General features: G+C 58.8%; 23 protein-coding genes. 12 read left to right on the top strand and 11 right to left on the bottom strand.

Annotated elements, in window-relative coordinates:
- Positions 1 to 246 precede the first annotated feature (246 nt).
- Genes M0534_RS05900 through M0534_RS05890 form a run of 3 tightly spaced genes read right to left on the bottom strand, consistent with a single transcriptional unit; the run spans position 247 to position 6287 of the window.
- Positions 247 to 2532, bottom strand: coding sequence for a DEAD/DEAH box helicase (locus M0534_RS05900; protein WP_248567475.1), 2286 nt, complete (start codon positions 2530 to 2532; stop codon positions 247 to 249).
- Between the two features lie 9 nt (positions 2533 to 2541).
- Positions 2542 to 3972, bottom strand: coding sequence for an ATP-binding protein (locus M0534_RS05895; RefSeq protein ID WP_248567474.1), 1431 nt, complete (start codon positions 3970 to 3972; stop codon positions 2542 to 2544).
- Positions 3969 to 6287, bottom strand: coding sequence for a TerB N- and C- terminal domain-containing protein (locus tag M0534_RS05890; RefSeq protein ID WP_248567473.1), 2319 nt, complete (start codon positions 6285 to 6287; stop codon positions 3969 to 3971). The genes M0534_RS05895 and M0534_RS05890 overlap by 4 nt, the downstream gene beginning before the upstream one ends.
- A gap of 257 nt (positions 6288 to 6544) precedes the next feature.
- Here M0534_RS05890 and M0534_RS05885 point away from each other — a divergent pair, with 257 nt between their 5' ends.
- The 6 genes from M0534_RS05885 to M0534_RS05860 all read left to right on the top strand — a co-directional run bounded on the left by M0534_RS05885 (position 6545) and on the right by M0534_RS05860 (position 13600).
- Positions 6545 to 7123, top strand: a complete 579-nt coding sequence (locus M0534_RS05885; protein ID WP_248567472.1) for a hypothetical protein — start codon at positions 6545 to 6547, stop codon at positions 7121 to 7123.
- A 233-nt stretch (positions 7124 to 7356) separates the two neighbouring features.
- The gene (locus tag M0534_RS05880) at positions 7357 to 8538 is read left to right on the top strand and encodes an SIR2 family protein (RefSeq protein WP_248567471.1); all 1182 of its coding nucleotides are present in this window, start codon (positions 7357 to 7359) and stop codon (positions 8536 to 8538) included.
- Entirely contained in the window at positions 8535 to 10301 is a 1767-nt protein-coding gene (locus M0534_RS05875; protein WP_248567470.1) for an ATP-binding protein, read from the top strand. Before M0534_RS05880 ends, M0534_RS05875 begins: the two co-directional genes overlap by 4 nt.
- Positions 10302 to 10440: 139 nt before the next feature.
- Positions 10441 to 10863 carry a hypothetical protein gene (locus M0534_RS05870; protein WP_248567469.1) on the top strand — a complete coding sequence of 141 codons (423 nt, stop codon included), beginning with the start codon at positions 10441 to 10443 and terminating at the stop codon, positions 10861 to 10863.
- Between the two features lie 874 nt (positions 10864 to 11737).
- Positions 11738 to 12316 carry a helix-turn-helix transcriptional regulator gene (locus tag M0534_RS05865; RefSeq protein ID WP_248567468.1) on the top strand — a complete coding sequence of 193 codons (579 nt, stop codon included), beginning with the start codon at positions 11738 to 11740 and terminating at the stop codon, positions 12314 to 12316.
- A gap of 183 nt (positions 12317 to 12499) precedes the next feature.
- On the top strand, positions 12500 to 13600 hold the full coding sequence (locus M0534_RS05860) for an alpha/beta hydrolase family protein (protein WP_248567467.1): 1101 nt from the start codon (positions 12500 to 12502) through the stop codon (positions 13598 to 13600).
- Between the two features lie 230 nt (positions 13601 to 13830).
- On the opposite strand, the gene M0534_RS05855 is transcribed toward M0534_RS05860, so the two are convergent.
- A complete protein-coding gene (locus M0534_RS05855) occupies positions 13831 to 15378 on the bottom strand; it encodes an alpha/beta hydrolase family protein (protein WP_248567466.1) in 1548 nt (515 codons plus the stop codon).
- A 521-nt stretch (positions 15379 to 15899) separates the two neighbouring features.
- Here M0534_RS05855 and M0534_RS05850 point away from each other — a divergent pair.
- Positions 15900 to 17084, top strand: coding sequence for a trans-sulfuration enzyme family protein (locus M0534_RS05850; RefSeq protein ID WP_248567465.1), 1185 nt, complete (start codon positions 15900 to 15902; stop codon positions 17082 to 17084).
- Positions 17085 to 17092: 8 nt separating this feature from the next.
- Here M0534_RS05850 and M0534_RS05845 read toward each other — a convergent pair whose 3' ends face one another.
- From M0534_RS05845 to M0534_RS05830, 4 genes are all read right to left on the bottom strand, one after another.
- Complete coding sequence (locus M0534_RS05845) at positions 17093 to 17524, bottom strand: DUF488 domain-containing protein (RefSeq protein ID WP_248567464.1); 432 nt, start codon at positions 17522 to 17524, stop codon at positions 17093 to 17095.
- Positions 17525 to 17631: 107 nt separating this feature from the next.
- Complete coding sequence (locus M0534_RS05840; RefSeq protein WP_248567463.1) at positions 17632 to 18234, bottom strand: cysteine hydrolase family protein; 603 nt, start codon at positions 18232 to 18234, stop codon at positions 17632 to 17634.
- A 162-nt stretch (positions 18235 to 18396) separates the two neighbouring features.
- A complete protein-coding gene (gene bfr / locus M0534_RS05835) occupies positions 18397 to 18861 on the bottom strand; it encodes a bacterioferritin (protein ID WP_248567462.1) in 465 nt (154 codons plus the stop codon).
- A gap of 83 nt (positions 18862 to 18944) precedes the next feature.
- Positions 18945 to 19310, bottom strand: a complete 366-nt coding sequence (locus M0534_RS05830) for a DsrE family protein (protein WP_248567461.1) — start codon at positions 19308 to 19310, stop codon at positions 18945 to 18947.
- Between the two features lie 156 nt (positions 19311 to 19466).
- Here M0534_RS05830 and M0534_RS05825 point away from each other — a divergent pair, with 156 nt between their 5' ends.
- Together M0534_RS05825 and gdhA are read left to right on the top strand one after the other, a co-directional pair.
- Complete coding sequence (locus tag M0534_RS05825; RefSeq protein ID WP_248567460.1) at positions 19467 to 20222, top strand: VIT1/CCC1 transporter family protein; 756 nt, start codon at positions 19467 to 19469, stop codon at positions 20220 to 20222.
- Positions 20223 to 20704: 482 nt separating this feature from the next.
- Positions 20705 to 22054 carry an NADP-specific glutamate dehydrogenase gene (gene gdhA / locus M0534_RS05820; RefSeq protein WP_248567459.1) on the top strand — a complete coding sequence of 450 codons (1350 nt, stop codon included), beginning with the start codon at positions 20705 to 20707 and terminating at the stop codon, positions 22052 to 22054.
- Between the two features lie 184 nt (positions 22055 to 22238).
- Here gdhA and M0534_RS05815 read toward each other — a convergent pair whose 3' ends face one another.
- Together M0534_RS05815 and M0534_RS05810 are read right to left on the bottom strand one after the other, a co-directional pair.
- Positions 22239 to 23282 (bottom strand): glutathione S-transferase family protein, encoded by a 1044-nt coding sequence (locus tag M0534_RS05815; protein ID WP_248567458.1) that lies wholly within the window; start codon positions 23280 to 23282, stop codon positions 22239 to 22241.
- 17 nt (positions 23283 to 23299) lie between these two features.
- Entirely contained in the window at positions 23300 to 24109 is an 810-nt protein-coding gene (locus M0534_RS05810) for a DODA-type extradiol aromatic ring-opening family dioxygenase (RefSeq protein ID WP_248567457.1), read from the bottom strand.
- Positions 24110 to 24224: 115 nt separating this feature from the next.
- Between M0534_RS05810 and M0534_RS05805 the strand changes: the two genes are divergently transcribed.
- The 3 genes from M0534_RS05805 (at position 24225) to M0534_RS05795 (ending at position 26432) form a co-directional block, all read left to right on the top strand.
- Positions 24225 to 25157, top strand: coding sequence for a LysR substrate-binding domain-containing protein (locus M0534_RS05805; RefSeq protein WP_248567515.1), 933 nt, complete (start codon positions 24225 to 24227; stop codon positions 25155 to 25157).
- Between the two features lie 183 nt (positions 25158 to 25340).
- Positions 25341 to 25913, top strand: coding sequence for a hemerythrin domain-containing protein (locus M0534_RS05800; protein WP_248567456.1), 573 nt, complete (start codon positions 25341 to 25343; stop codon positions 25911 to 25913).
- A 78-nt stretch (positions 25914 to 25991) separates the two neighbouring features.
- Entirely contained in the window at positions 25992 to 26432 is a 441-nt protein-coding gene (locus M0534_RS05795; protein ID WP_248567455.1) for an RrF2 family transcriptional regulator, read from the top strand.
- Between the two features lie 24 nt (positions 26433 to 26456).
- Here M0534_RS05795 and M0534_RS05790 read toward each other — a convergent pair whose 3' ends face one another.
- Positions 26457 to 26996, bottom strand: coding sequence for a nitrous oxide reductase accessory protein NosL (locus M0534_RS05790; protein WP_248567454.1), 540 nt, complete (start codon positions 26994 to 26996; stop codon positions 26457 to 26459).
- Position 26997: the final 1 nt, after the last annotated feature.

Raw genomic sequence — 26997 nt, 5'->3', positions numbered from 1 at the left:
GAGGGTGTCAACACCCGTTCAGCGAAAATCGTCGAGTCAGCGCGAGAGAGCAGGGCTAAGCAGTTGCTAGAAAAGGCTTTTAAGTGATTGATTTAATTTACCTAATATTAAATATACCCGGGTTTTTAAGAACGCAATTAATCACATCAACCCTTCTGTATGACAAATCGGTATAAATAATCGGTAGCCTAGGCGAACGAGATGGAAACGTGTCCATGGAGCGATGCCGCGTGCGCCTTGGTTCTGTCACACGTTTTCCGGCTTACCCTGAGCTTGTGGGATAACAGCCTTGAACGCTGGGAGGAGTTCTTCGGCGATGCGCAAAGCGCCAGGTAAATCTAAGGCCCGAGCTGCATAGTCGGCATTGAGGAGCTCAGGCGGCAGATACGGGTCGTACTTCTCCTGCACCTGAGTAGGGACCAGCTCGGCCAGCACCTCAGCGCTAGCGGGCGGCGCGTTAATGAACGCGACAAGCGCGTCCCGCACGCGGTCTACATCCCGACTCTGGATCGCCAAGGCAAACTGCTCGCGAGTCGCACCAATTCCCTGTCGAAGAAGCGCAAGGGCCAGCGTGTCGATAACCCTGTCGGCGGCCCAGGGAAGGCAAAGCAACTGCTCGCCATCGAGAATAACTGGTATTGAGCCGAGTTCATGGGTACGGAAAGAGGCTACTCCCTGTTCGAAGAGGAGCTTCGCCCCGCGACTGAGATAGCGCGGTGCGATGCCTGATAGGTAAAGGGTTCGCATCGCTTCGCGCACCTTACCGTCGACTTGACCACCTGCACCGCTGAAAAGCGGTGGAGTGCCTCCACTGGAGGGCGAGAGCATGATGGCCTTCGCCGTTGGGTCGATCTCATCAACCCGCCAACGCCGGCCAGCAAAAATCAGAAGCTGACCAACCGCGAGCGGCCCGTCGATGGGCAGCATGCCCATCGGGCGCCCTTTGTAGTAGAGCGTGAATTCCTCGCTGGTAGGGAACGTCACGTAAAAATCGTAGTGATTAACAATCTGCTCGCCGCGCTCACCGTGCAGGAGCAGCCCGTCATCCGCTTGAATGATGAGATCGTGCTCGCCCATCACACGTAATAGCTCGACCAACATGGGTTTAGTCAGCGTTCTACCGAAAGGTCCGCGCTCCGCGAGAGCTCGCCAAAGGTCACGAGCCGTCACTCCGCCGTATTGGCAAATCAGCGAGAGAACCTGCTGAAGGCAGGTTGAGAGGTGCAGACGTCCCGCTCTGGGAGCCTCGCACCAGCCCTGGAGTAGAAGCTCGACCATAGCTGTCGCCTGGAAGAGCTCACCGCGCAACCGATCGAGTAGGGGCGTCTGTGGGGTAATCGCATCCTCATTGATATAAATTCTAAGGACTGCAGGCTCACCGCGGCGACCCGACCGTCCGAGGCGCTGCCGCAGAGCGGAGACTTGGTACGGTGCACCGATCTGCGCGATGCTCTCCACTGAGCCGATGTCGATTCCCATCTCAAGCGTCGATGTACAAATCGCCGTCGTCGGCTTTAGTCCCTCCTTGAGCCTCGCCTCCGTGTCCTGTCGGAGCTGCTTCGACAGCGAGCCATGGTGCGGGAAAAACTCCTGAGGCACCTTTTCGGATTGACACTTACGACGCAACAAATCCGCGAAAAGCTCCACGGTGTGACGGGCGTTGGCGAACACCAAATGGTTGCTGCCGCGCAGAACTCGAAAGAGATCATCACGTACGGCAAGCGTATCGCCGTCTGTCACGTCCTCGATAGCCACCTCGCTTCCGGTAGCCTCGATCGCTATGGCTTCCTTTTCCGAAAGACGGGCAGGGGTGTGTTCGTAGCCCCGGAGTTGCACGCGCAGCGCCTGTTCGCCTTCGTCAGCCTTGATGATCGCAACGGACGACCCGTCATGCGGGCGCAGATACTCTGCCGCAAGCTCAAGGTTCCCCATGGTTGCCGAGAGCCCTATCCGGGGAATGCGCCGTCCGACTACAAGCTCTAAGCGGTCCAACAGCGACTGGAGCTGGCGACCACGCTCACTACCCGGAAAAGCGTGAAGTTCATCGACGATGACATGCTGTACGCCGCCAAAGAAGGTGAGGAGGCGGTTACCCTGATGCACGAAAAACGCCTCAAGAGACTCAGGCGTAATCAAAAGTACGCCGCCGGGCTGCGCGCGAAAGCGCTTGCGCGCGGTTTCGCCTACGTCTCCGTGCCAAGGCGTCAGCATGAGATCAACACCCTCGAGCATGCCCTCGAGGCGGAATCGCTGGTCGTTGATCAGAGCTTTCAGTGGTGCGACATAGAGAAGCAAGGGAGATTCACCACGCGCGAGCGCGGAAACCGCGTTCGAGAGCGCAGGGAGAAAAGCCGCTTCGGTCTTGCCGGCCGCTGTTGCCGCACTGATCAGCACATCGCTGTCACCTGCCAGGATCAGCGGAGCGGCCGCTTCCTGCGTTGGGCGAAGCTGTTCCCAACCCTGGCGCCAGATCCAGCGCTGCATTGCTGGAGCAAGACGTTCGAAGACCGTTGAATAGGACTCATCGCTCATCGGCGGCGCCTAGAGACGAAAGTCCTCAAGGTCGTCATCATCAGCGCCGTCGGATTCGTCCCCAACGACTGTCTTGCGGTCCGGATTGTCGTGCGCGTGAGGATGCGCAGCGGGCTTCCCCTGCTGAGCGGCCTCGCGAACAGGATCACGATCCGCTCGGGCGGCACCCTGCGCGTCTGCTTGTTCTGGGATTTGGTCAGGACGCTCAGCCTCGATACGCACCCGTCCGACGAGATCCCCCCAATTCACCCCAGGGTTCTGCTCGATGACGGACAGCAGATGAACGAACTCGCGAATCGCATTCCGCGGAGTCTTGAAATATGCCGAACCGACCTTGGCATGGCAGTGATGTAGAAACGCCTGAATCCCCTCATCGGGAAGCATCTCAACCGGATCCGCGGCATCGCCTGCATACACGCTGCGGATTTTCTTCAGGAGCACGTATAAATCCTCAGGCTGGAGATTCGTAAGATGAATGACCGGTCCTGAGAGGTCTCGGAGCCCTTCAGCCGCGAACCGGTTCTCGGCTAATCGGCCGTGTAGCGCCTCGTAGCTGTAAAGCCCACGACGCTCACTCATGAGAAACTCCGGCGTCCCACCAAAGAGAAAGCCCAACCCGACCGCATTGCCCTGTAGCGCGTCATTGACCATCCGAAGGATCTGCTCATAGTTCGAGCGACGCGCCTGCGTGCTTGAAAGCTTGTAGAGATTAACCATCTCATCGAGCGTGACCATTAGGCCTTCGAAGCCGGCCAACCTGGTAAAGCGCGCCATTAGTTTCAGGCTGTCATAGAAATTCTCATCATCAATGATCCCCCGCACACCGAGGTCGCGGCGCGCATCAGTGCGCGTCTGGTACTCCCCACGGAGCCAGCGCACGGCGGCCTGCTTCAGAGCAACATCATCACGGTCATGACCATGCCAATAGGCCTCAACGACCTCGCTGAACGCGTAACCACCAGTCAACTCGGTCAAGCTATCCAACCCCTCGCGGATCGCTGACTCGGGGGATATCCCCGTTGCCTTGGCGCGCTGTAGCGCGCTCGACACGAAGCGCTCTGTGACGGAGGCCACCGCACCGCCCTCGGGCTTCGCACGTGTAGCCAAGTTTCGCATCAGTTCGGAGTAGAGCGACCGGGCCTGCCCTCCAGTCGCGTGCAGCCGGCGGTCCGGGCTTAGGTCGGCCGAGACCGTTACGAGCTTCTTCTCCATTGCGATTGCGCGAATCAGATTCAGGAAGAAAGTCTTGCCAGAGCCGTACTGCCCGATAATGAAGCGGACGCTGCCACCGCCGTCGGCGATGGTTTCGATATCCTGGATGAGCGCCTCAATCTCCCCTTGGCGACCAACTTGAATGTGATGCTGGCCAACGCGAGGTACGACCCCAGCGCGTAGCGATGAGAGTATCGCTGAGCGTTCTTTTTCCCGCAGGCGGCTCATGTCCGCACCTCCTCAAGGATGTCCTGGTCGATGAGAAGCTCCTCATCGTCTGGTTCAAGCAGTGCAGCCCCCGTCATGTCGAGCGTTGCTTCGTTGATCTGGTCGATGGCGCCATCGAGCAAAAGACTATGCGATTCCGCATGGGCGCGCGCCTCACTCATCGATAAGGTCCCGTCGTGGGCAAGCAGGGCAGTCAAAAACTCGCGGTGCGCGGAATCAAGCGCCGGAAGCAGACCCGCCGAGGCCGATGGGGCCTGCTCTGGCTCCACTTCGGCTTCGCGAACCTCTTCCTCCTCGGCGAAAATCTCCTTGAGTGTCTTTGAGACAGCGGCACTTTCGGCCTCTCGCTTGGCGATTGCATCCTGGTCGAGAGTTAGCGGTGGAGCCTCGGTCGGCTCGTTTTCCGGGGCATCGGTCTTGCTGGGGAATGGCGGGATACGGCCACCTGGCGTTCCAGACTTGGAAGGGCGCACCTCCTGCGGTTCAGCAATTAATTGATGCAAGCGCTCATAAAGTGTCTCCGGCTCGGCACCGAGCAGAGGCATTAACGCTTTCAGGTCGCGGACGCAGTCCGCACTCACTGCGCCATCGATACTCACAAATCGAAGCAAAAACTCCCGTAAGGCGCTGATCTCGGTCGCGGTCATCTCCGCGAGCCCTTTCCGCACGCCCGCAAGATGCCGTGTGCGACTCTCAAGCAGCCAGTGCAGCACCCCCTCAAGGCGCAGCCGCTCATCACTGCTTAGCCCATTAAGTCCGTTGATATACCGGCGCACCAATGCCGTCTGCGCAGGCGTTATGGCATGGGCGGTATGCGCGTAGGCGAGCCCTAGTACGCGCATGTGGATGAGCGCGCGCTCGAAGGCGATACCGGCGGTATCGCTACCCGGATCCGTCTGACGGAATATGACGACTTTGTCAGTGCGGTTCAGTGTGCCGCGTGTAAAACCAAGACCAGGGGCAACGCCAAGCGACCAACCTGCGAAGAGCCGCTCGATAAGCCGCCTGGTCTCGACGCTGACTTTGCCGGTACGTGACGCTTCCGCTCCGAAAAGCTCGAGCAGTTCGCTTGCCGGCAAGCGGGCGAAGGTCGTCTCCTCAAGCCTCGCCTCAACGCGGCTTCGAAGCGCGTCGATCGCGCCCCCCGTATCGCTCCAACCTGCACTACTGGCAAGCGCATGAGGAAGTAGGGCACGGGCCTTCGGGGAATCCGTGTCATCGGGATTGTTGAGCCGGTGCCGCGAGAGTGGGGCAAGCTGCTCACAGCAGTCATCGACCACCTTCTGGATCTTGTTCCTCGGGCCACTGACAGCGGTGATATCGGGCAAATCGAGGCGTGCGTTTACACCCGGGGTGCCGCGCGCTGCAGGCTGATACCGTATGAGAATGCGGCTCTTGTTCACCCGGGCCTTTATGCCATCGCCATGGAGCTCCTTGAAAACCAGGGGGAAGAGGGCATCGAACTCTTCAGAACAGCGTTCCATTGCGACTTTCGAGCGAATCAATGGGTCGGAACGCACCATTGCGCGTGCGAGCCTCGCGTCAATCGGCTTACCCGCCGATACGGCCTGGCCAAGGGCAACCTTAAGTTGCAACGACGGACTGGTGCGATCTGAGGCGATCTGATCGAGGTCAATGGGGAGTTTGAGAAGAATGCTGGCAGTGTCGATGAACTGAGTCAGGTAATTCCGGATGCTCTGGGAGTCGCTGCCATAAACATCTCGCAGCTGGCGTGCCACCTCAATAATCGCAGGACCCTCTGCACGGGCACGCTCGTCGCCGCCCAAGGCATCAACCATGACCCGACGTTCCAGTCCGTAGAAGTAAAGAAAGACATAGCCAGGATTGGCATGAGCTGGCCAACCGCCAGCCGCGAGAAAGTGCAAATAGGCGGCCCGCGCCTGCGGTGTGATGGTGTCATAGCTCGGCCAGTAACCCATGGTGTCGCCGGCCGTGTCCGGGTTAGCAAAGTCAACCGGCAGAGTGGGGTTGATCAGAGCAGGGGTAATCTCTGGATAGCTCTCCGGTCCGCCAAGTCCACGCCCTACATATAGGAAGCCGCGGTGTATCGTGAGCCCCTTGATCTCAACAGTCTCTCCCTGCGGCACCCAGCAGTCATCACTTGTAACCGACGGGTTACGGCGCTCGCCACTCGGTGAGCCATCGAAAGAGGATCTGATCGTGACGGAAAATCCATCATTGTGTTCAGCGCGATCAGCCCGACTGCGTCTCTTATCCTTGCGGGAGGAGCCAATACTTGAAAATACGACGTACAACGCCCCAGCGATCAATAGAAGAACGATTAATGCTTCCACACCATCCCACCCCGCAGCTTGGTTTTCGACAAGCCTCGCCCCTTGCTGCCCCCGAGTCTAGTGACCGCAGACAGTGAAGGTCGAACGCATGACTTTAGTGAGAAAACGAGTCGGATACCGGAGCGAACAGTCGCAAGCTTTGAAGAGGCCCCACAACCTGAGAGACTGGATTCGTGAACCTGCGAATGTCCAACGCTTTGTCGCTGAGAAGGAGTTCGACCGTACACTAGAATCACTAATCATAAGGAAGCGACTCGATGCCGTACGACTATCGAGACAACTATCATCGAGAGCTAGCACGTCGAAATGACCTGCGGGCCGCAGTGAACACGCCTGTAGGTATTTTGGCGCTTATGGGCTCGCTTCTTGCCTTTATGTTCCAGAATTACAGGCTTGGTCTTGATCTAGGCAGTGCGTTTTTCGGACTGCTGTCGCTAGCTTCGGGCCTCGCGATAGGCGTAGGAGCATTCTTCTTAGCTCGAGCCATTCACGGGCACACATACAAGCACATTGAATGCGCGATGAGACTGCGCGAGTATCATCAAGCTCTAGGCAATTGGCACACCAAATACGGTGACGGCAAGGCTGCTGCAGATAAAGACTTTGATGATTATCTTGAGCAATCCTATGCTAGAGCGGGTGACCATAATGCTCAGCTAAATGAGGCTCGCTCCGCCGATTTGTTCAGAGCTCATCGCGCAATGATTTTTGCTGCGGTATTCGCCGGAGCTGCCTTTCTTCCGTTTGCATACGCGTCCCACTATCAAGAACAAGCTCCGGTACTCGTACACATTGCTGAGACGACGCAGTCCAAACACCTCGAGGAGGATGAGTAGATGTCTGAAGAGAAAAACCCTCCTTCGCAGCGACCGACTGCCCCGCCAAAACCAGAAGGACCGCCGCTCAGAGATGTCCGTGAAGATCATCGTCCGAAGGACAAAAAGTAAATTCTGGCCCGGAAACCCAACCGGGCGCTCAATCCGACACCGACAGCCCCGCCGTCGAGACTGCGCCGCGGGTTAACTACGTCGGAGAAACCTAGCTGTCCGAGAAGGAGGTCATAGGCCAAATGATCAGGCACGAGCAGAGAGCCGTTCCTGCCTTACGGACACCTGGTTCGGACGATTGGCAGGCGCTGGGTGCTGGGAACTCACACGACGAGAGTCATCAGCCAGAGGAGGTGCGGAAAGCCAAGGACGAGCTGAAGAATTCGCTGCTTGCGTCCTTACAAATGCAGCATCTTGTGATTCTCGCTGGATCCGGATGTTCGCGATCAGCCGGCGGGCCATCCATGCTTGACCTTTGGGAGCGCGCTGTTGGTGAAGAACCGACGGATGACGCCAAGCGGACCGCGGAGAAGGTCAATCATGACCTTGCGAACAAGGATATTGAGGCCTTCCTATCCAGGGTCGAGGCCTTCTTGCTGGTGAACCAGGATGAACACGTCAGCAACTTCTTGAACTTCAGCAAGGAAGTGATCCTAAACGAATGCTCGACATTCCTGGACACCGGGGACCTACACGATCACAAGACTTTTCTGCATCGCCTCTCCCGTCGGCGCGTTCGTGATCAACGCCTGAAGGTGTTCACGACCAACTATGACCTCTGTTACGAACGGGCTGCCGCCGCGCTTGGCGGCGTAGCTCTCGACGGATTCTCGTTTACGGCTCCTCGCCATTATGACCCTAGGTTCTTCGGCTACGACATCATCCGGCGACCGCGAAGCGGCGACGACCTTGGCCAGTACCTGGAAGGCGTGTTCCTGCTCTACAAGCTCCACGGATCAGTCAACTGGGCGAAGGGCGAAGACGGCACTATTTGCGAGAAAGACAAGCCGACCCCTGACGAGGCTTGTCTGATCTACCCCGCACGGGGCAAGTACCAGCAGAGCTTCGCCCAACCCCATCTCGAATCAATGGCTCAGTATCTTGCCGCCGTGCGCGAACCGAATACATGTTTACTGACCGTGGGCTTTGGCTTCAATGACGATCATCTGGCCGAGCCACTCCTAGGTGCCGTAGAGTCGAACCCCCACTTGCGTTTAATCGTGGTAGATCCCGGGGCTCGCACGAATGAAACGGGAGATAATGCGCACTGGAAAAGGCTGTTCCGACTGAGTCATCGTGGTGAAGATGTGTGGTTTATCACCGCATCGTTTTGTGAATTCGCTGAGATGATCCCCGACCTGAAATCGTTGACGCCGGCGGACGCCCTAATGAAAGCCATCAAGGGCGTGACGAGAGAGCTGTGAGCAAGTTGTGCATCGATGAGACCTTCCCAAACGGATTGCTGCGGCCTGAACTATTTCTTGGGGTGGCCTCCTCGATTACTGCCCAAAGAGTGGGCGTCAATCTCAGCGTAGCTGGCAATCCGAGTGGTTCTCATTTTGCCGGTGCCCGCTACGGCCTGGGCGAAGTCAGCGAGTTTGTTCTTATCGAGGGCCAACAAAGCCTTCTGCTGGGGCGCATCGCTGAAGTCCGCCTGCGGGAACCAGAGCGGCGCAATATCCGGCGCGACTTCTCAGGAAATAGTGATCTGGACGCACTGGGCCAGATTCAGTTACTAGGCTGTGTTGCCATGGATGACCTGCAAGTCACCGCAGGCGTCGACGCCTACCCGCGCCTCGGAGATCGGATCTACGCTGCCCCGCATCGGTTTCTCGCACTGCTGCCCCGCCTGATGGAACACGATGCTGATGACAGGGAGCCCGTGGTCCTGAACCTCGGCGCGATCGATGTGGCGCAGAGGAGTGCTGTCACCGTAAAGCCTGAGCGGCTGTTCGGCCGTCATTGCGCGATTCTCGGCGCAACCGGAGGCGGTAAAAGCTGGACGACAGCGCGAATCATCGAGGAATGCCTGCGATCCCAAGCGAAGCTGATTTTGATCGACGCCACCGGTGAGTACCGGAACTTCGCAGGAGATAATGTCGTCCACTGCCATCTGGGCCACCCCATAGAGAAGGCGGCTGCATCCACTTCTTGCTCGTTGCCACCGACATCTTTTCTGGAGTCGGACTTCACTGCGCTGTTCGAGCCAGCAGGCAAAGTTCAGGGGCCGAAACTCCGAGCGGCGATTAGAAGTCTGCGGCTTGCCAACCTGAGACCCGGTCTTGCAACGGATGGCGTCATCGAGAAGATCAATAAATCGAAGACGGATATTGAAGCGGCGGAGATGGAGCAAGATGTGTCGAGCAGGCTGGACGATCCGCGCCAGCCCTTCGATGTGAGATTACTGGTCAAACAGATAGAGCAGGAGTGCGTCTATCCGGAAGGTTTTGGTGCCAGGCAAGGGGAGAAGGATCCCACAAAATGGGGACGTGAGGACGGCAATTTTTCCTACTGCCTGTCACTCGTGGCACGCATCAACGGGGTCTTGGCATCCCCCGCATTCAAGTGCGTGTTCCAGCCGGACACGGGAATTGCGTTAACCCAACAGATCGATGACTTCATCGATGGGGGCCACAACCTACTCAGAATCTGCCTCAGCGGGATTGCCTATGAATTTCACGCCCGTGAAATAATCGCCAATGTCATCGGTCGGCACCTGTTGACCAAGGCTCGCGCTGGATCGTTTCAGAATCGCCCAACGGTGCTTCTGGTGGACGAAGCACATAATTTTCTCGGTCGTCAGATCGGCGCTGAAGACTATGCCTCTAGGCTCGATGCCTTCGAAGTGATAGCCAAGGAGGGCCGCAAGTACGGCCTGAATATTTGTCTGGCCAGCCAACGGCCGCGTGATGTCACCGAAGGCGTTCTGAGCCAGATGGGCACTCTGATCGTGCACCGGCTTACCAACGACCGTGACCGTGAAGTGGTGGAGCGAGCCTGCGGTGAGATCGACCGGGCGGCTTCGGCATTCCTGCCAAATCTCCGTCCCGGCGAGGCGGCAATCATCGGTACGGATTTCCCGATCCCGCTGACGATCCAGATCCGTGCGCCCGGCGTCAAGCCAAGATCAGATGGCCCAAAATATCAGGAGCATTGGGCAGTCAAGCCGTCAAAAGTGGAGAGGTGAGTGCGGCAATATCTTGGGCCTGGGAGATGATTGGCGAAGCCAACGATGGAAATGGCCCGACATAACTGCAGCATGCAGCGACAGGATGTGCGACGCCACCGAAGCTGGGTGTGAGGCAAGGAAGAGCGTAAACAAACTCATGGCAGATGATCTTGAACTATTCAATGCGCTAACCGAGGACACTCGTAAGCGGGCGGACTCGTTAGCAAAAGCCGTCTTTGTTTTGAGCGGTGGGGCATTGACCGTCTCCATCGGCATATTCACCAGCCAAACAGCGCCAACACTCACCTCTGTACTTCTGGATGTGCTCAAATGGGGATGGGTTGCCTTGTTTCTAGCAATAATCTCCCTTGTGCTCTGCCTTCTCACCATCATCTGGCGCGATTACTCCTTCGCCGAACGATGGCGCAAAAAGCTTGATGGCGAAGATCTAGACACCTCGGGGACACCAGGCATTGCCGACACCTTGATCTGGGGGCTTGGTGTTCTAGGTATAGCTGCGTTCGTGACCGGAATGTTTTGCCTTGCGTATGTCTCGGTTGGTGTTATTGAGATTGCCTGACTTCAAACTGCGAACCAGACGCAGGGGTTGGTCCAGGTAAGGAACAAGCTCGTTCACAAAAGAATACGCGCACAATCGATATCGCCGCCGAGAGCGCCGATGAGAAGCTGAAAAAAAGCAAAGGAGTTCGGCCTCGACTTCTGGTTCTTAGGAGAGCCGGGTGAATGAAGACGAGGCTGCTGGTACACCTCGCGGTGGGGTGGCGCGCTACGCGCGGGCGCAACCTCTTAGTAAGGTGACCGCGATTTCAGTCTCTTGCGGCACTTGTCGTCAAAATTCACTTTTGAACTGGAATTACCAATACCAATAAGTGGTTGAAACGAATAGGGCTTTTGTTACTGCGTATATTGTATATTATGTTAAGTTTTGTCGACCATCGCCCTACGACTTTTGTCTATACTCACTCGGGGAAATTGGGATTCGCTTGTCCGGCCCATTGCCGTCCGGGAATCCTCTGCATGACAGTAACGCCGAATCACTGACGTGCCCACTGTCGGTCGCGCCACGGCGCTTCAACTGGCAGGTCAACAATCAACGATCATGTAAGCTGGGGGAAACCATGATCGCCCAACCTGCCTCGAAAGGCGCGTTGTCGTCACCGGTAGAACTTGGTCAGACATTGGTCTCAACTTCTGGGCTTCGCTGGGGTGGACTGCCTGCCCGTTGGGCCCGATTCACAACGACGTTGCCGATTGATTACCTGCGGTGGCCCCGGACTTACATCGCGCTTACCCTCCAGGGAACAGTCTCGCTTAGGTATCGGTCATCAGGAGTCAGTCACAAAATCACGACCAGACCTGGATGTATTGGCATCTGGCCCCGCGCCTACGAGGCATCCCCGATAACATGGGTCGGTTCCACCGAGGTTTTACTGGTGGAACTTGAAGACGTTTGGCTAATGGAACACCTCGACAATCATGAGACCATCGCCAACGTAAACCTCCAACATCATCCGGCATTTAACGACGAGCGTATTGAAACGCTCCTTCGAAGCATTGCCGCCGAGATCAGTACCGGATGCCTATCGGGCCATCTGTACGGACAATCGTTATCCACGGCCCTCATATGCTTGCTCATCCATCGATATCGGCGAGAAAATCGACGGCCGATACCTTCTCGCAATGAGTTATGCCAACAGGCACTCAAGGAAATTCTAGATTACATCGAACGAAACCTTGGCGGTGATTTATCGCTTAAGAGGATCGCTGCCTTAAAAAACATGAGTGCACAGCGCTTTTGCCTCATGTTCCATGAATCGGTTGGCACAACACCTCATCAGTACGTCATTCAGAGGCGTATTGAGAAAGCCAAACGCCTCCTGACGTTAAGGAGTTCATGCATTGTTGAAATTGCCTTAGATCTCGGGTTCTCGAGCCAGAGTCACTTCACCTCTGTTTTCAAAAGGATGACGGGAGTTACACCAAAAAAATACAGGGCATCGGGGACAAACTGAACGACGAAAAAAGATATTTTATCTATATTGCACAGCCCTGTGTTTTAGAAAAATTTTTTTGAAAAATGTCAAATTTAATCTGATAGAATTTTTTTTACTTCGGCGTCACTCTGATCGACGCGAGCAAATGCTTGCGCACCAAACAGTGAACCATCCTAATCGTCAGTAATCGCCGAGGTCGTTATGAAAAGCGGAAACACAGATTCTATAAGCAAAAAAACCTCAATAGCCATCGCTCTTGCAATGGCCGGGAGCCTGAGCGTCGCCGGCGTGGCGAGCGCGCAGCAATTCGAAACCCTTGAAGAAAGCAAACCACCACTAGTTCTCGAGTCTGTTGGCAGCTTCTATGTCGGCGGCGACCTAATCTTCTCAGATGCTCTGGGAACGGACTCGCGAACCGGTCACACCATGGTCAATCAAATGTACGTTCAGTACATGGTACCTCAGGGGCGCCAGAAGGTCCCTGTGGTACTGGTTCACGGCGGAGGCTTAAGCGGGAAAAACTACGATACGCAACCTGATGGTCGCATGGGCTGGTTCGAGTACTTTGTTCGAGAGGGCTACCCCACATACATTCCTGATCAAGCTGCGCGTGGTCGTTCTACGCACGATGTTTCGTTGTTCAACCAAGTCCGCGCAGGCCTGCTTCCTCCAGACGAGTTGCCTCTGATGAACAGGACGAGCAATGAGTTCGCATGGACGGCGTTTCGATTTGGACCACAACCCGGCATTCCTTTTCCGGACACGCAGTTTCCAATTGAAGCCTTGGACGAATTCGCCAAGCAACAAACAACAACATTGAACGCACTCCTGCCCAGCCCGGATCCCAACTGGCAAGCAATGGCCGAGCTGGCCGCAAAGCTGGACGGAGCGGTACTTGCCGGATTTTCCCAGTCAGGAAGATTTCCACTTGAAGCCGCACTTATTGACCCTGCCGGGATTCGCGGCGCGGTGCTGCTTGAACCCGCAGGTGGGTGTAACGCCAATATCTACACCGACGACGAGATTGCGACACTCGCAACAGTGCCAATTCAAGTCGTTTTCGGCGACCATCTTGCCGGTACAACCTGGCAAGCTGCATTTGATAACTGCAATATATTCATCGAGCGTGTCAACTCGGCAGGTGGTAACGCGGAAATGCTGTACCCACCAGCGATGGGAATCTTCGGTAACAGTCATATGCTAATGAACGACTTGAATAGCGATCAGATTGCGGACCTGATCATCGACTGGATTAGTGAAAATGTAGAACGTCGAGGGCGCGGCGTCGGTCGTAATCGTTGAACTATCGTTAAACGCATTGGCTTTTGCAGCCCTGCGCCCAATGGGCCGCAGGGCTTCATCTTTCAGCCCTCTCCTGACGGCCTCTCTCCTCCACCCTCGCTCGCGGTGCCAACGGTAATTGGGTCTCAGGCCCGACCGCTTAAGGTCAATATAGTTCGATCAAAAGAAACACGGCGCCCGCAGATAGCAGGCGCCGTGATTAAGAAGGTGAATCGCCCTGGCCGTTTGATCTAGCGGTCCTGGCGCCCCCGAGCATGGGGAGGTGGGCCCTGGGTGCCGGCATGAGGCGGTGGACCCTGAGTGCCGGCATGGGGCGGTGGAGCACCACGATCTCCCGGGCCCGCAGGGCAAGGAATCCCCGTGGGGTTGGGTATATTCTCATCTGCCCACTCCAAGGCAAAATCGAATATGTCGCTGGCGTTAGTACCCAGCATCATCATGTGAGTTGTGCCGTGGAATCGCCCTTCAAAGTCCGGGTGATCCAGGTCCACATAGACCGCCGGCCCCACCGAACGAGTAGGACTTGCATTTATCGCAGCAACCATTTCACGTTGCCTATCACGTGCGGCTCCAGTGCGGTAGTCTCCATTCATAAGCAGGAACGGAATGTGATCGAAATCCCCTGGTGTAATGCCAGCATTCACCAAGTTGGACAGTCCGATATTGGACTCGGGAATAATTATTCCCTGCACGAGGTGTAACGTCCCCCTCTCCTTCAATATCCGGATCATATGCAATAAATGGATGCCGGACTGTGAGTGGGGCGAGACGATCGCGCCACCAAGATGTTCAACCAGGTCCGCCATGGCTCGGGATGACCACGTGCTGTCTGGGGCAACGTCCATGGGATCGCATGCCGCGCAAGTGGACCGCGGCAAAGTGGCCTCTGCATTCGGCACCAGCTGCTTATTGTAGTTGAGCGCCAGGTAGGGGTTGTTATCGGGATTCGGGGCCGGGCCGATGGCGCCCGCACGCATTTCAAGGTCTGAATCAATTGATCTGGGTACCGGTGGAATCGGATAAGCCGGTGGATAATCTCCATGGGCCTCGGATGGCGGATCCGTTTCTGGTGGATCAGGATCACCTGGCCCGCCATGGGGAATCATCGTGCCATCGAGGATCGTTGAACCCGACGGAAGCAAGTGGCCAAACCAGATTGTCCATGCCTGATTATCGGTGATCCTGCCGAATGTTGGGATTAAATCCAGGTTACCTGTCTCCCGCGCTTCGTGGAGGACGGAATGGTCAAAGCCGGAGCGTCCACGTCCCGGCTGATCAACGATGAAGGTCGCAAGGTTGTTGCGCACAGCTTGTGGCAACCAACCCTCGTTTCCGTCCGGCGTCGAATCCAGCGCGGCGCCGGTGTGCGTTGACCCATGCACCATGATTAATGGCCATTGCCGTCTTACGGACGGGATCTGGAACTGAACGTAGGCCTGACCAATAATGATTTGCTGCGGTGGCCCCTCACTCGCGCCAGCGAAATTGGTAATCTTGGGGACGCCACCGACAAAAAACGACCCCTGATCACAAATGCTCAGCGGCGGCCCGGAGAGGAATCGTCGTTCCAGCGGGTTAACGGGCTCTGCCGGGTCGGCCCACGCAAGTCCTCCCGCCATGGTGCCTGAAACCAAGGCCGCAGTTAGCAGACTATAGGCTGTTGATCGCAGGAGAGTGGAATTAAAGTGGGAAATTACGTTTAAATTTTTTCGCGATCGGGTCGACGACTCAGCGCAAAAACAGTTTGGTGGGCTGCGAGAAGGGTTTTTATTAAACATGGGCTTTGCACTCCGCTTTTTATCATCTGAGGTGTCCTCACCCTTTACCCGCCAGGGAGCTACATATTATTTTAAGAACAACGGTGGATAATATTAATTCATGTTTTTTCTTTATTCGCTAATCATAACGGGGCAAAGCAGTCCATTCTTCCAAAAAATATTCCCTCTTGTCGAATTCTTAACGGAATAAACCAGCGAGGCGAAGATTAAAAATTGGACGACGGCCCGTGCCCCGAAAGTTGGCAGCGCAGGGCCTTACCTGGGCTCACGGTAGCCGGCCACCAGAAATTCGGCTCCACGTCGCGGACGGTGTGTGTTGCCAACCAAAAGATGGCTGAACCACCCCCGGGTTTTGAGGAGGCTCCACGGCCTGAGAGACCGGAGCCATGACGAACCAATACAAATTCTTTTTGCAATATTGGAGATAGTACTTTTTTCGAGCATGATCCCCCGTCAACCCACGTTTCCATCGGTTGGGTAGACAGGCACGCTGTGCCTGGTCTTGAAAGGGGAATGAAGCAATGCGTGATTCAAACGCCACCCGGCGCAGCCGCGCCACAAGGGTCATTCATGGTGCCGATCTTAGGGACCCCCACGGCGCGGCCCATGGCCCAATCTACACCGCGACTACCTTCGCCTTCGAGCGGACCGCCCAGCTCGCTGCAGCGGTCGGCAGCGGCGAGGCGCGGGGACTCTACACCCGATACGGCCAAAACCCGACGCTGCTCGCAGTGGAGGAGCAGCTGGCGGAGCTGGAGGACGCTGAAGAGGCCGTGGTCTTCAGCTCCGGGATGGCAGCCATCACCGCGGCATGCCTCGGGGTCGGTCGCGCCGGGGTCGCGGGGTTCGGCAACCTGTATGGCGGCACGCAGGAGTTACTGGAACGACAGCTCCCACAGCTCGGTATTCCCACCCGTCTGCTCGGTTCCGACGCCGTCGCGGAATTGCCCGACGTATTGGCGGAAGGTTTCGGTCTTGTCCTGACCGAGACCCCGAGCAACCCCGACCTGGCCGTCCACGACCTGGAGCACCTGGCCGGGACCGCACACCGCTTCGGCGCCCTGCTCGCGGTGGACAACACCTTCGCGACCCCCGTGAACCAACAGCCAATGAAGTGGGGCGCTGACATCGTGCTGCACAGCGCCACCAAGTACCTTGGCGGCCACAGCGACCTGACCGCCGGCGTGGCCCTCGGGACGGCCCAGGGGATGGCTCCGTTGCGCGGCTGGCGCAAGCAGTTCGGCCAGGCTCCCGCGCCAGAGACCGCCGCCCTGCTCTCGCGCAGCCTAAAGACGCTGTTCATCCGGGTCGAGCGCCACAACGCCAGCGCCGCGCAACTCGCCGAAGTCCTGGAGGCGCACCCGCACGTGGCGCGCGTGCACTACCCCGGCCTGCCTTCGAGCCCCGGCCACTCCGTGGCCACGCGCCAGATGACCGGCTTCGGCGGCATGTTGGGCGTCGAGATCGACGGCGGTGTCGACGAAGCCACCCGGTTCGTGGACGCCTTGGAACTGTTCCTCAACGCGCCAAGCCTAGGCGGCGTGGAGAGCCTGGTAACGCAACCAGCGGTGACCAGCCACACGGACCTAAGCCCCGCGGAGCGGGAGCGGCGCGGCATTCGGGAGCAGCTCGTCCGGCTCTCCATCGGGCTGGAGGACGTCGACGATCTACGGGCCGACCTCAAGCAAGCGCTCGACAAACTGTAGTACGGGCTTCACGAGGGCGGTTTGTAGTCCGGCCCGTAAAACTCTTCCGCGTAGCACGGCGGGGAGCTCGTCTCGTAATCCCCCGCCTCGCGATCCTCCGTGGTCAGTTGCTCCAGGAGCACCGCCCGAAGCACCGGAACGTGGGATCGCTCCATGCGGCGCACCGCGCTGAGCAACGTGAGGGGGCCCTCACGGGCGCGGCGCATCAAGGGGATCAGATCATCAGCACGCTCCGTGAGCTCATCCCGGAAGGCACCAGCAAAGCCTTCGTAGTCGAGCTCGCCGGCGTGCCAGCGCTTGCGTAACGCGGCGGAAGGGGTGATCTGTCGGGGCCAGTCGGTGAGCTCAAGCGCCTCGCGCCGCACACCACGAGGCCAGACCCGATCCACCAGGAGCCGGGCTCCGTCCTCCGGCTCCGGCGTGTCGTACACGCGCTTCATTCGGATCGTATAATCCGCCAATGGCGCCGTCCTTCGAGTCAGTACGTCTGCCGCAGGCTAGGGAACCGTCGCTCAGACCTACCGCAAGGGCCGTGGTGGGTTTGCGCTCAATCCGGAATGTCCGCCGCAGTGTTCACGATGATCGCATAAAGGTCGCGCGTGGAGGCCAAGGCACCGTCTCGTACGGCCTCCGCAGACAGAACCTGCCCATCCCTCGCTTCCAATGGCCGGCTCGCCGTGGCACTGGCCACAACGGTCGGTGCGTATCCGAGATTGAAACCGCCGTGGGCCGTGGAGTTAACGCACATGTGGGTCATGAAACCCGCAAGAATGATGTTCCGGACCCCGACCTGCTGAAGAGAATCATGCAAGTCCGTATCCACGAACGAGTTGGGCAAATGCTTGGTAATGACCGGTTCGCCGTTCTTCGGAGCAACCGGATCAGCAATCGCCCCAATGTCAGCGCGGATGTCGTACGGTGACCCGGGCCCCGCGTCGTGTTGAATGTGGAAGATCGGGATGCCGGCGCCCCGAGCCCGTTCGAGCAGCGTTTGACATTCCGTCAGCGCCTCCTCCACTCCCTCAAGCTTCATGACGCCTTCACGGTAGGTGTTCTGGCAATCAATGAGGATCAGCGCCGAATCCGACAAGGCCGAGGGCGCCTGCCCCAGGCTGAGAAGGGTACGAAGAGTAGTTGACGGTGTCGTCATGTAGACCTCCGGCGTGATTTTGCAGGGAATCGACAGTCTGGAACCCGGGTGTTCGAGGGAACGCAACATCCGTCCGAGAGATCACGTGGACAATCTTCCGGGCCAGGACATACAAATACAGAGAACGCGCAGCCGCTCCCATCGGCCATTCTCGCTGGACGCTTACGTACCGGACTGTTCGAAGTTCTTCCGGCCGATGCGCTCCATCAGTTCCAGCTGAGTCTCCAGGAAATCGTAGTGACCTTCCTCGTCGGCCAACAAGGCGCCGAAGATGTCACGGCTCTGGTAATCCCGCGCTTTCTCGCAGTACTCCATCGCTTCCCGGTAAAGGGCCAGTGCCTCTGACTCGGCTGCCAGATCATTCTCCAGGATTTCCCTGACGTCATTGCCGACACGAACCGTATCCATGTCCTGCACGTTCGGGCTACCACCCAGGAACAGGATGCGGCGGATGAGACGATCAGCGTGCTGCATCTCCTCCCGCGCTTCCTCTTCCTGTTTGCTCGCCAGGCTATTCAGGCCCCAGTGTTCAAGGAGTCGCGCATTCAGGACGTATTGGTGGACGGCCGTAAGCTCGCTGCGCACGCCGCGGTTGAGATACTCAATGACCTTCTTGTCACCCTTCATGCCACCTCCTGATAGTCCATGACAACGCTACGAAGATTGTCCCTTGAAACGCCCGAATTTACCAAAGCGCGGACAGCGTTGTCCTAGCCGTAGTTAGACACGGTCGCTCCATTCTCCCGTATGGCTCGATGAAAGTCCCCCATCGTTGCCAACCGGGCACCAGCATGTAAACGGGATTCCTCGAGGCGACGCACGGTATGGCATGGCTTGCACACCAGCAACGTTACGTTGGGGTCCGCCGCCAGCTCCTCGAAGATAGCTCCGAGCGGCGGTGGACCGAACGCACGAATATCCTGGGCCGAATCCCCGTGCGCCAGCAGCACGGCATCGTGCAGCAACATGATGGTCACCGCGTCACCCTGCTCCCGCGCGGCACGCGCGTGCAAAAACGGGACGGTCGCTCGTGTCGGGTCGGTTGGGCCGTAGGTCGAGGCAATGGCGAGATGCATAACGGATCTCCTGGTTGGCGAACAGTTCGGCATATGACAGGCCAACTAGACCGTACAAACCCGGTTAGCGGACCCACGCCGTGCATTGTGGGATGCTGACCGCATCTCCGCAAAAAACATCCGCACTTCAATGATTACCTGAATCAGGACAGACCCATGAATCCGGAGTTAAACCACAGTCACGATCCTGTTGCCATCCGACGGCGCCTGGCTGAAGGCAACCGGCCAAGCTATCTGCCAGATGCCATTCTCGGAGGTATTGACGGCTGCATCACGACCCTGGCGGTGGTTGCCAGTGTGGCGGGCGCCGGGCTGCCCGGCGTGGTGGCATTCGTACTTGGTGTTGCCAGCCTGATCGCCGACGCCTTCAGCATGGGAGTGAGTAACTATCAGGCAGTCAAGGCCTCGGACGATGAACGTCGCCGGCTCCGCGCGCAGGAAATACACCATGTGGCCGTCGACCCCGACGGTGAACAGGAGGAGATCCGCGCCATTTTCGAGGCAAAGGGTTTCCGGGGCGGGGCGCTGGAGAATATTGTCGAGACCATCACCAGTGACCGCCGCCTGTGGGTGGATACCATGCTGATGGAGGAATACGGTGTAGCCTTGACGGGCCCGTCCGCAAGCAAAGCTGGCCTGGCCACCTTCGCGACCTTCATGGCGGTGGGTTCCATCCCGCTGCTCCCCTTCCTGGTGCCGGTATTCACCGGCGCCGAGTATTTCGTGGCAAGCGCGATCATAACGGCCATGGCCTTGTTTGGTATCGGCTACGCGAAGGGTGTCATTCTGTCCATGAAACGCTGGCGCGCTGGTTTCGAAACACTGCTCATGGGCGGTGGCGCCGCCATTGTCGCCTTCCTTATCGGCACCGTGCTGGAACCCATGCTGGCGGATCTGCCGTTACTTGATTAGGCGTCGATACCAAGGCCTCCCCGGACGGCCCGGCCCTCGGCATGCGTCCATCCAGTTGCTATCCGGTACACTCCCTTTCGAGCGCAACGCGGATTTCCTTCCGGAGCCAGACCTGACACCCTTTAGCAAACGCTGAGCGATTCTGGCGTCTGCGCCCGCGACCGGTTTGGTCATCTGGCAAGGCGCGGTGCCGGTTCGGTAGCCGTAGCTACCGCGCCGGAGACCCAACGCCACCAGGGGCCAAAACCGGCCGGGGCTTAGGCAAGCATGCACTATCGCACGGCGGCGTGGGACGGCGCATGCTTGCCTCCGGTTGGGCCGCATTTTTCCCGATTGCTGCGTTGCGCTGCTTGACCGCAGAACGACTGCGGCACGGCACAGCGCGCCTTGCCTCGGAAAAAATGCGGACTCCAACGCAGGCGTGGGAATAATTCAGTGTTTCCTTAACAGCGCATATCACCCAATCGACTGAGGCCATCGCGATGGTACGGACACTTGACGACACACTTGAACCCATTTTCCAGGACGTCCTGCATCGAAACCCTGGCGAGGCGGAGTTCCATCAGGCAGTGCGGGAGGTTCTGGAGTCACTGGGCCCGGTGCTGGTCAAACACCCGGAATTCGCCGAACACAAGATCATCCAGCGCATCTGCGAACCGGAGCGTCAAATCATCTTTCGCGTGCCATGGCAGGACGACAAGGGCGAGACGCACATCAACCGCGCCTTTCGCGTGCAGTTCAACAGCGCGCTGGGTCCCTACAAGGGAGGTATGCGATTTCACCCTTCCGTGTACCTCGGCATCGTCAAGTTCCTCGGTTTCGAGCAGGTCTTCAAGAACGCGCTCACCGGACTGCCAATTGGCGGCGGCAAAGGCGGCAGTGATTTCAACCCGAAGGGTCGTTCGGACGCCGAGGTCATGCGATTTTGCCAGAGCCTCATGACCGAGATGTACCGCCACCTTGGCGAGTACACCGACGTGCCCGCAGGTGACATCGGGGTCGGCCAGCGGGAGGTGGGATACCTGTTCGGCCAGTACAAACGCATGACCAATCGCTATGAGTCGGGCGTATTCACCGGGAAGGGCCTCGACTGGGGTGGCAGCCGCGCCCGCAAGGAGGCAACCGGGTTTGGCGCGGTGTATTTCGTGCGCGAGATGCTGCGTGCTCGCAACATGGATCTGGAAGGCAAGACCTGCGTCGTGTCCGGTGCAGGTGACGTGGCCATCCACGCCATCGAGAAATTGCAGGCTCTCGGTGCGCGGGTGATCGCCTGTTCCGACTCCGGCGGCATGATCGTTGACGAACATGGCCTGGAGCTTGATCGCATCCGTCGTATCAAGGAAGTCGAACGCCGACGTATCCACGTCTACGCAGAGGAACAGTCACGCGCCCGCTACATCAAGGGTGGCACCGTGTGGACGGTGCCCTGCGAAGTCGCCCTGCCCTGTGCCACCCAGAACGAACTTAACGGCGAGGATGCCCGGCGTCTGGTGGAAAACGGCTGCATTGCAGTGGCTGAAGGCGCCAATATGCCCACAACGCCGGAGGGTATCAGGCTATTCCGGGATGCGGGCATCGCCTATGGCCCGGGCAAGGCGGCCAATGCGGGCGGTGTGGCTACAAGTGCCCTGGAGATGCAACAGAACGCGAGCCGCGATTCCTGGACATTCCAATACACGGAACAGCGGCTGGAAGAGATCATCTGCAACATCCACCGAAACTGCCACGACACTGCGGTGGAATTCGGTGCACCCGGCGACTATGTGACCGGTGCCAACATCGCGGGATTCCTGAAGGTCGGCCATGCCATGGTGGCACTGGGCCTCATTTGATTCGGATTCTACAGCCGCTGCGAACAACCGGATTGGCCTGAAAAACCCGTCAGGCCAGCCAGTTCCGGTTAGGCGAGCGGTCTCCCAGCACCTCCTGTTCCTGACCGCACACCGGCAAGCTGCCGGTTTTCGGTGCAGCACCGCCCTGCCCCCGGGTTCGGCTTGCCGGTGATGGTGCATGGGCTCATTGACTGAACGATGAACGTCGGGCGCCGTGGACGCACGTCGATGAACGCCGCCAGACACCCTGCCCTTCCAGCCGGTCACGATCATGCGGACGATCAAAGTCGAGTACCGGTCCGCTAGGCACGATCCGCGTGGGGTTGATGGCAGTGATCGAGTAGTAGCCTTTCTTGATGTGCTGCAGATTGACGGTCTCGCGCACCCCGGGCCACTGATAGAGTTCCCGCAGGTAATTGGAGAGATTCGGATAATCCTCGAGACGCCGGATATTGCACTTGAAAGCGCCATGATAGGCGGCATCAAAACGCACCAGGGTCACGAACAGCCGCCAGTCCGCCTCGGTCAGGTAATGGCCGGCCAGGTAACGCTGATTGTTCAGCTGACATTCCAGCCGGTCCAGCGTCTCGAACACATCGCTGACAGCCGCATCGTAGTGCGCCTGGGATTTCGCAAAGCCCGCGCGGTAGACGCCATTGTTGAGTGTCTCGTAGATCAGCGCGTTCCAGGCGTCGATCTCGTGACGCAGCGGCTCCGGGTAGAAGTCCAGATCATTGCCGGTCAGGTGATCAAACGCCGTGTTCAGGATGCGTACGATATCGGCGGATTCGTTGTTCACGATTCGCCCCTGCTCGCGGTCCCACAGCACCGGCACTGACACCTTTCCGCTATAGCCCGGATCGGTGGCGGTGTAGAGCTGGTAGTGGCGATCGATGGCCCCAAGCCTGGGGCCCGCGTCCTCCACCTTGGCATAGGTCCAGCCCTCCTCGCCGAGTACGGCGTCGGCCACAGAGACGGGGATCAATGCCCCCAGCCCCTTGAGCTTGCGCAGGATCAGCGCGCGCGATGCCCAGGGGCACAGGTACGCGACGAACAATTGGTATCGGCCGGGTTCCGCCGGGAAGGCACGGCGATCGTCCGGCCCGGGTGAACCGTCGGGCGTGATCCAGTCACGGAATCGAGTGGGCTCGCGCCGGAAGGCGCCGTCGTCGATCTCGCCTTCCGCGACGCTGCCCTTGACCCACTTGCCATTAACCAGTCCCGGCATGATTGCCTCCCCTTTCCTTATCCACCGAATATGTACGCGGATTGCACGCTGCCCAGGACACGATCCTGAAACGCCTGGCGGCCGGTGTCCTGGTTGGCGGCCCCGGCGGCCACATGCAGGGGCAGCAGATGCTCCTCCCTCGGGTGCGCAGCGCGGCCGCCGGGTGCTCGGACCCAGGCCGCGAGCCGCTGCTCTCGCTCGGCTGCCGGCAACGGGACGGTGTCTCTCAACCAGGCGTCGAACGCCACCGAGTCCGGATCGAGTTCGGCATCGTCGAAGCGAAACCGCTGCATGTTGTGATAACTCATACCGCTACCGATAATCAGCACACCCTCTCGCCGCAGAGGCGCAAGCGCACGGCCCATCGCCAGATGGTCCGCGGGATCCAGCCCGCGTTTCAGGGACAGTTGCACGACCGGCACATCCGCGTCCGGATACATCACCTTCAGCGGGATGAATACCCCGTGGTCCAACCCCCGTTCGTGCTCAAGCGCAACATCCATACCAGGCTCCCCAAGCAGCGACTCGACCCGTGCCGCGAGCGCGGGGGATCCGGCGGCCGGGTACTGCAATTCGTAGGTATGCGGCGGGAAACCACCATAGTCGTAAAGCAACGGCGGTTGCCGTTGCGCATTTAACGTGAACACGGGTGCCTCCCAGTGTCCGGAAACCACCAGCAGCGCCCTCGGCCGGACACCGACAAGCTCCGGTACGGATCGCAGCCACTGTTCCATCCGGGCCCAGGTCCCGGGCGGCTCCCAGTCCATGAAGAAGCATGGGCCCGCGCCATGTGGCACGAACAGCACCGGCAAATCTTGTGTCGTCATTACGGGAACCTCCGGCTGCGGTCTGACTATCGGACGTCGTGGTGATTTGTCGTGCCCATCCGCCCTCAGGATGGAGAGGTTTCCTTTTTGGCGGAAGACAGCCAACATGGAACACATGGTTGACATTTTGGAAACTCTCGGTGGTTCCCTGGACGATGTGCGGGCTTTCTGTGCCGTCACGGAATTCGGTACCGTCTCCGCGGCGGCCCGGCAACTCGGCGAGACCAAAGGCAGCGTGAGTCGGCGTCTGTCGCGTCTGGAGCGGCGCCTGGGGGTACAGCTGCTGGCGCGCACGCCCAGGGCGGTAACACCGACCGATGAGGGCCTTGCATTTCACGCAAGGGCCAGAGAGGCCCTTAATTGGTTGGACGAAGCCGCGGAGGCTGCTCGTCAGTCCAAGACCGTGCCGCGGGGGCACCTGCGGATCACCGCGCCGATGGACTTCGGCATGACTGCCCTGCCGGACCTATTGGTTCAATTCCGGGCGCGGCACCCGCAGATCACCATGGAACTCGTCCTCGCGAACGCGCCCATCGATCTCGCCGCTCACCGCGTGGATCTGGCCCTTCGGGCTGCGGTAGATGACCTTCCGGACATGGGCTATCGCGCATCCACAGTGGGCGAGTTCAGGATCGGGCTTTACGCATCGCCGAGCTATCTGGCAGCTGCAGGTGGTGCTCCAGTCACGCCGGCGGACCTCAAAGCGCATGATCTGGTGGTCGCCCGGGAATTTTCCGGCACCGTGCAATTAACGCTGACCGGCGATCGGCGAAAGCGTCGGGAAGTGGCCGTGCGGCCGGTGGTCCAGGCGAACGACTATGCCAGCATCCTGCGTATCGCCGCGGCCGGGGGAGGCATCGCTCCGGTTCCCGACCTTGTCGCTGCCGGCTCCATTGCGACCGGCGCTGTCCGGCGCGTGCTCCCCGAGTGGCACGCGGCCGAGGGCACGCTGTACGCCATCACCCTCGGTGGGCGCGACGCACCGGCCCGGGTCCGGGTGTTCCGGGAATTCGTGCGGGAAAATCTCCGGGCTTCGCATCCGCTGTAAAATCAAGATTCGGCGTCGGATATCACGCTTCCCCGCACGGCCCGACCTGGCCCGATTCCGTCTTCCCATTGTTCGTCGGCCATCAGCACGAGATTTCTGGAATCATTAACAGTTATTTTCTATACTTCTTTCATTGCTGATTGCCGGCATGTCAGGCCGGTTGGCTCTGACGAGGGAAATCGAATGCTTGAAGAACTCCGTCGTGATCACGGGAAGCTGCGAACGCTACTATCAGCACTTGAAACTCAGCTTGTTGCTGCGCAACGCGTCGGGCATGCCGATTACCCGCTGATGGAGCGCGTGCTGAATTTCCTGACAACGTTTCCGGATGGCTATCATCACCGGCTCGAAGCCATGTTGTTCGATCGCCTGCGGATTCGCATGCCGGCAGCCGAACCGGCCGTCCGGGCGCTTGCCCAAGAGTTTACTGAACTGCATCGCGACGGCAGGCGACTCGCCGCATTGCTGGACGACATCATCAACGGCCAAATCCATAGGCGCTCCACCCTGATCGAGGCTGGAACCAGCTACATTTCCCGCTTTCGGCTGCAAATGGACCTGGAGGAGCTTCATATCTTCCGGCACCTGGAGAAGGCACTGACAACTGCTGATTGGCAGACTCTGCGTCGCTTCCATGAACGCGTGACGGACCACGGCACGCGCCGCCGCGCCGAGGAGGCCTACGCGGACCTGGATCGCATGATCTGGCCCAACACCAATCGGGAATTGGAAACAATGGGAATGGGGAATGCGTAAATCCCTGAGTCGCCGATATCGGATTCCGCCCGGCTGTGGCAAACTTTTTGTTTCTCACGCAACTGGTCCCTTTCTGCCATGCGGCTGACTCTCTATACCGACTATGCACTTCGCGTGCTGATCTATCTTGGCGTGCGTGGCGACGACGGGGAACGTGCAACCATCACCGAAATCGCCGAGCGCTACGCGATCTCCCGAAACCACGTCATGAAGGTGGTCTATCAGCTCGGCAAGCTGGGTTATATCGAGACCGTCCGCGGCAAGGGTGGTGGTCTGCGGATGCAGATGCGGCCCGAGGACATCAATGTCGGCGTCCTGGTACGGCAAACCGAGGCCGATATGGCCATCGTCGAATGTTTCAGCAGTTCGGGCCGTTGTCGACTGGCACCGGATTGCCGCCTGCAAGGAATGCTGAAAGAGGCGCTTGATGCATTCATGGACGTGCTCGACCGTTACACATTGGCCGACATCCTTGATAACCGGCAGTCCCTGCGGCAAATGCTGGGGGTCACCACCTGAGAAGGTGGCCGGGCGACGCCCGGGTCAATGAGCGTGCGGATGGGCCTCGTACCCCGTCGGCTCGGCACCTTTGTGGATTTCCCAGTCCAGTTCATCAAACGCCAGTAACCGGCCACCATGCCGTGAGGCAAAGCGCTCGGCGTCGGCGCGGGACGAGAACGGTGCCGGCGAATGCCCCATCGCGCCGCGGCGCCCATGCCCCACAACATAAACTGCCTCGACCGCGTCCATCCAGGCGTCCTCGGACGGCTGATCCCAGTCGGTGCGCGACAAATCATGCACCCGCAAACCGCGAACGGCATTGGCGGATTCCGGCTGCCAAGCCCAGGACAACATATCCGTGACGGAACAAAATGGCAGTACCCGACCGTCACGTAGGCAAGCCTGCCCCTTGGGACCCGTGTGGTGGGTCACGCTCATGCCGCACAGGGCGCAATCATGATCCTCCGTAAGTAGCAGCGGGGAACAGTCATCCGAGGACGTTTCCTGCCCCCCGCGGCAAGCGGCCAGCCCCAGAATCGGCAGGGCAGCCATCAGGTGCAGCAGCTGGCGACGTTTGAACATG

Origin of the sequence: Methylonatrum kenyense (assembly GCF_023195885.1) — a bacterium.
GTDB lineage: Bacteria > Pseudomonadota > Gammaproteobacteria > Nitrococcales > Aquisalimonadaceae > Methylonatrum > Methylonatrum kenyense.
This window is presented reverse-complemented; position numbering and strand designations above follow the sequence as displayed.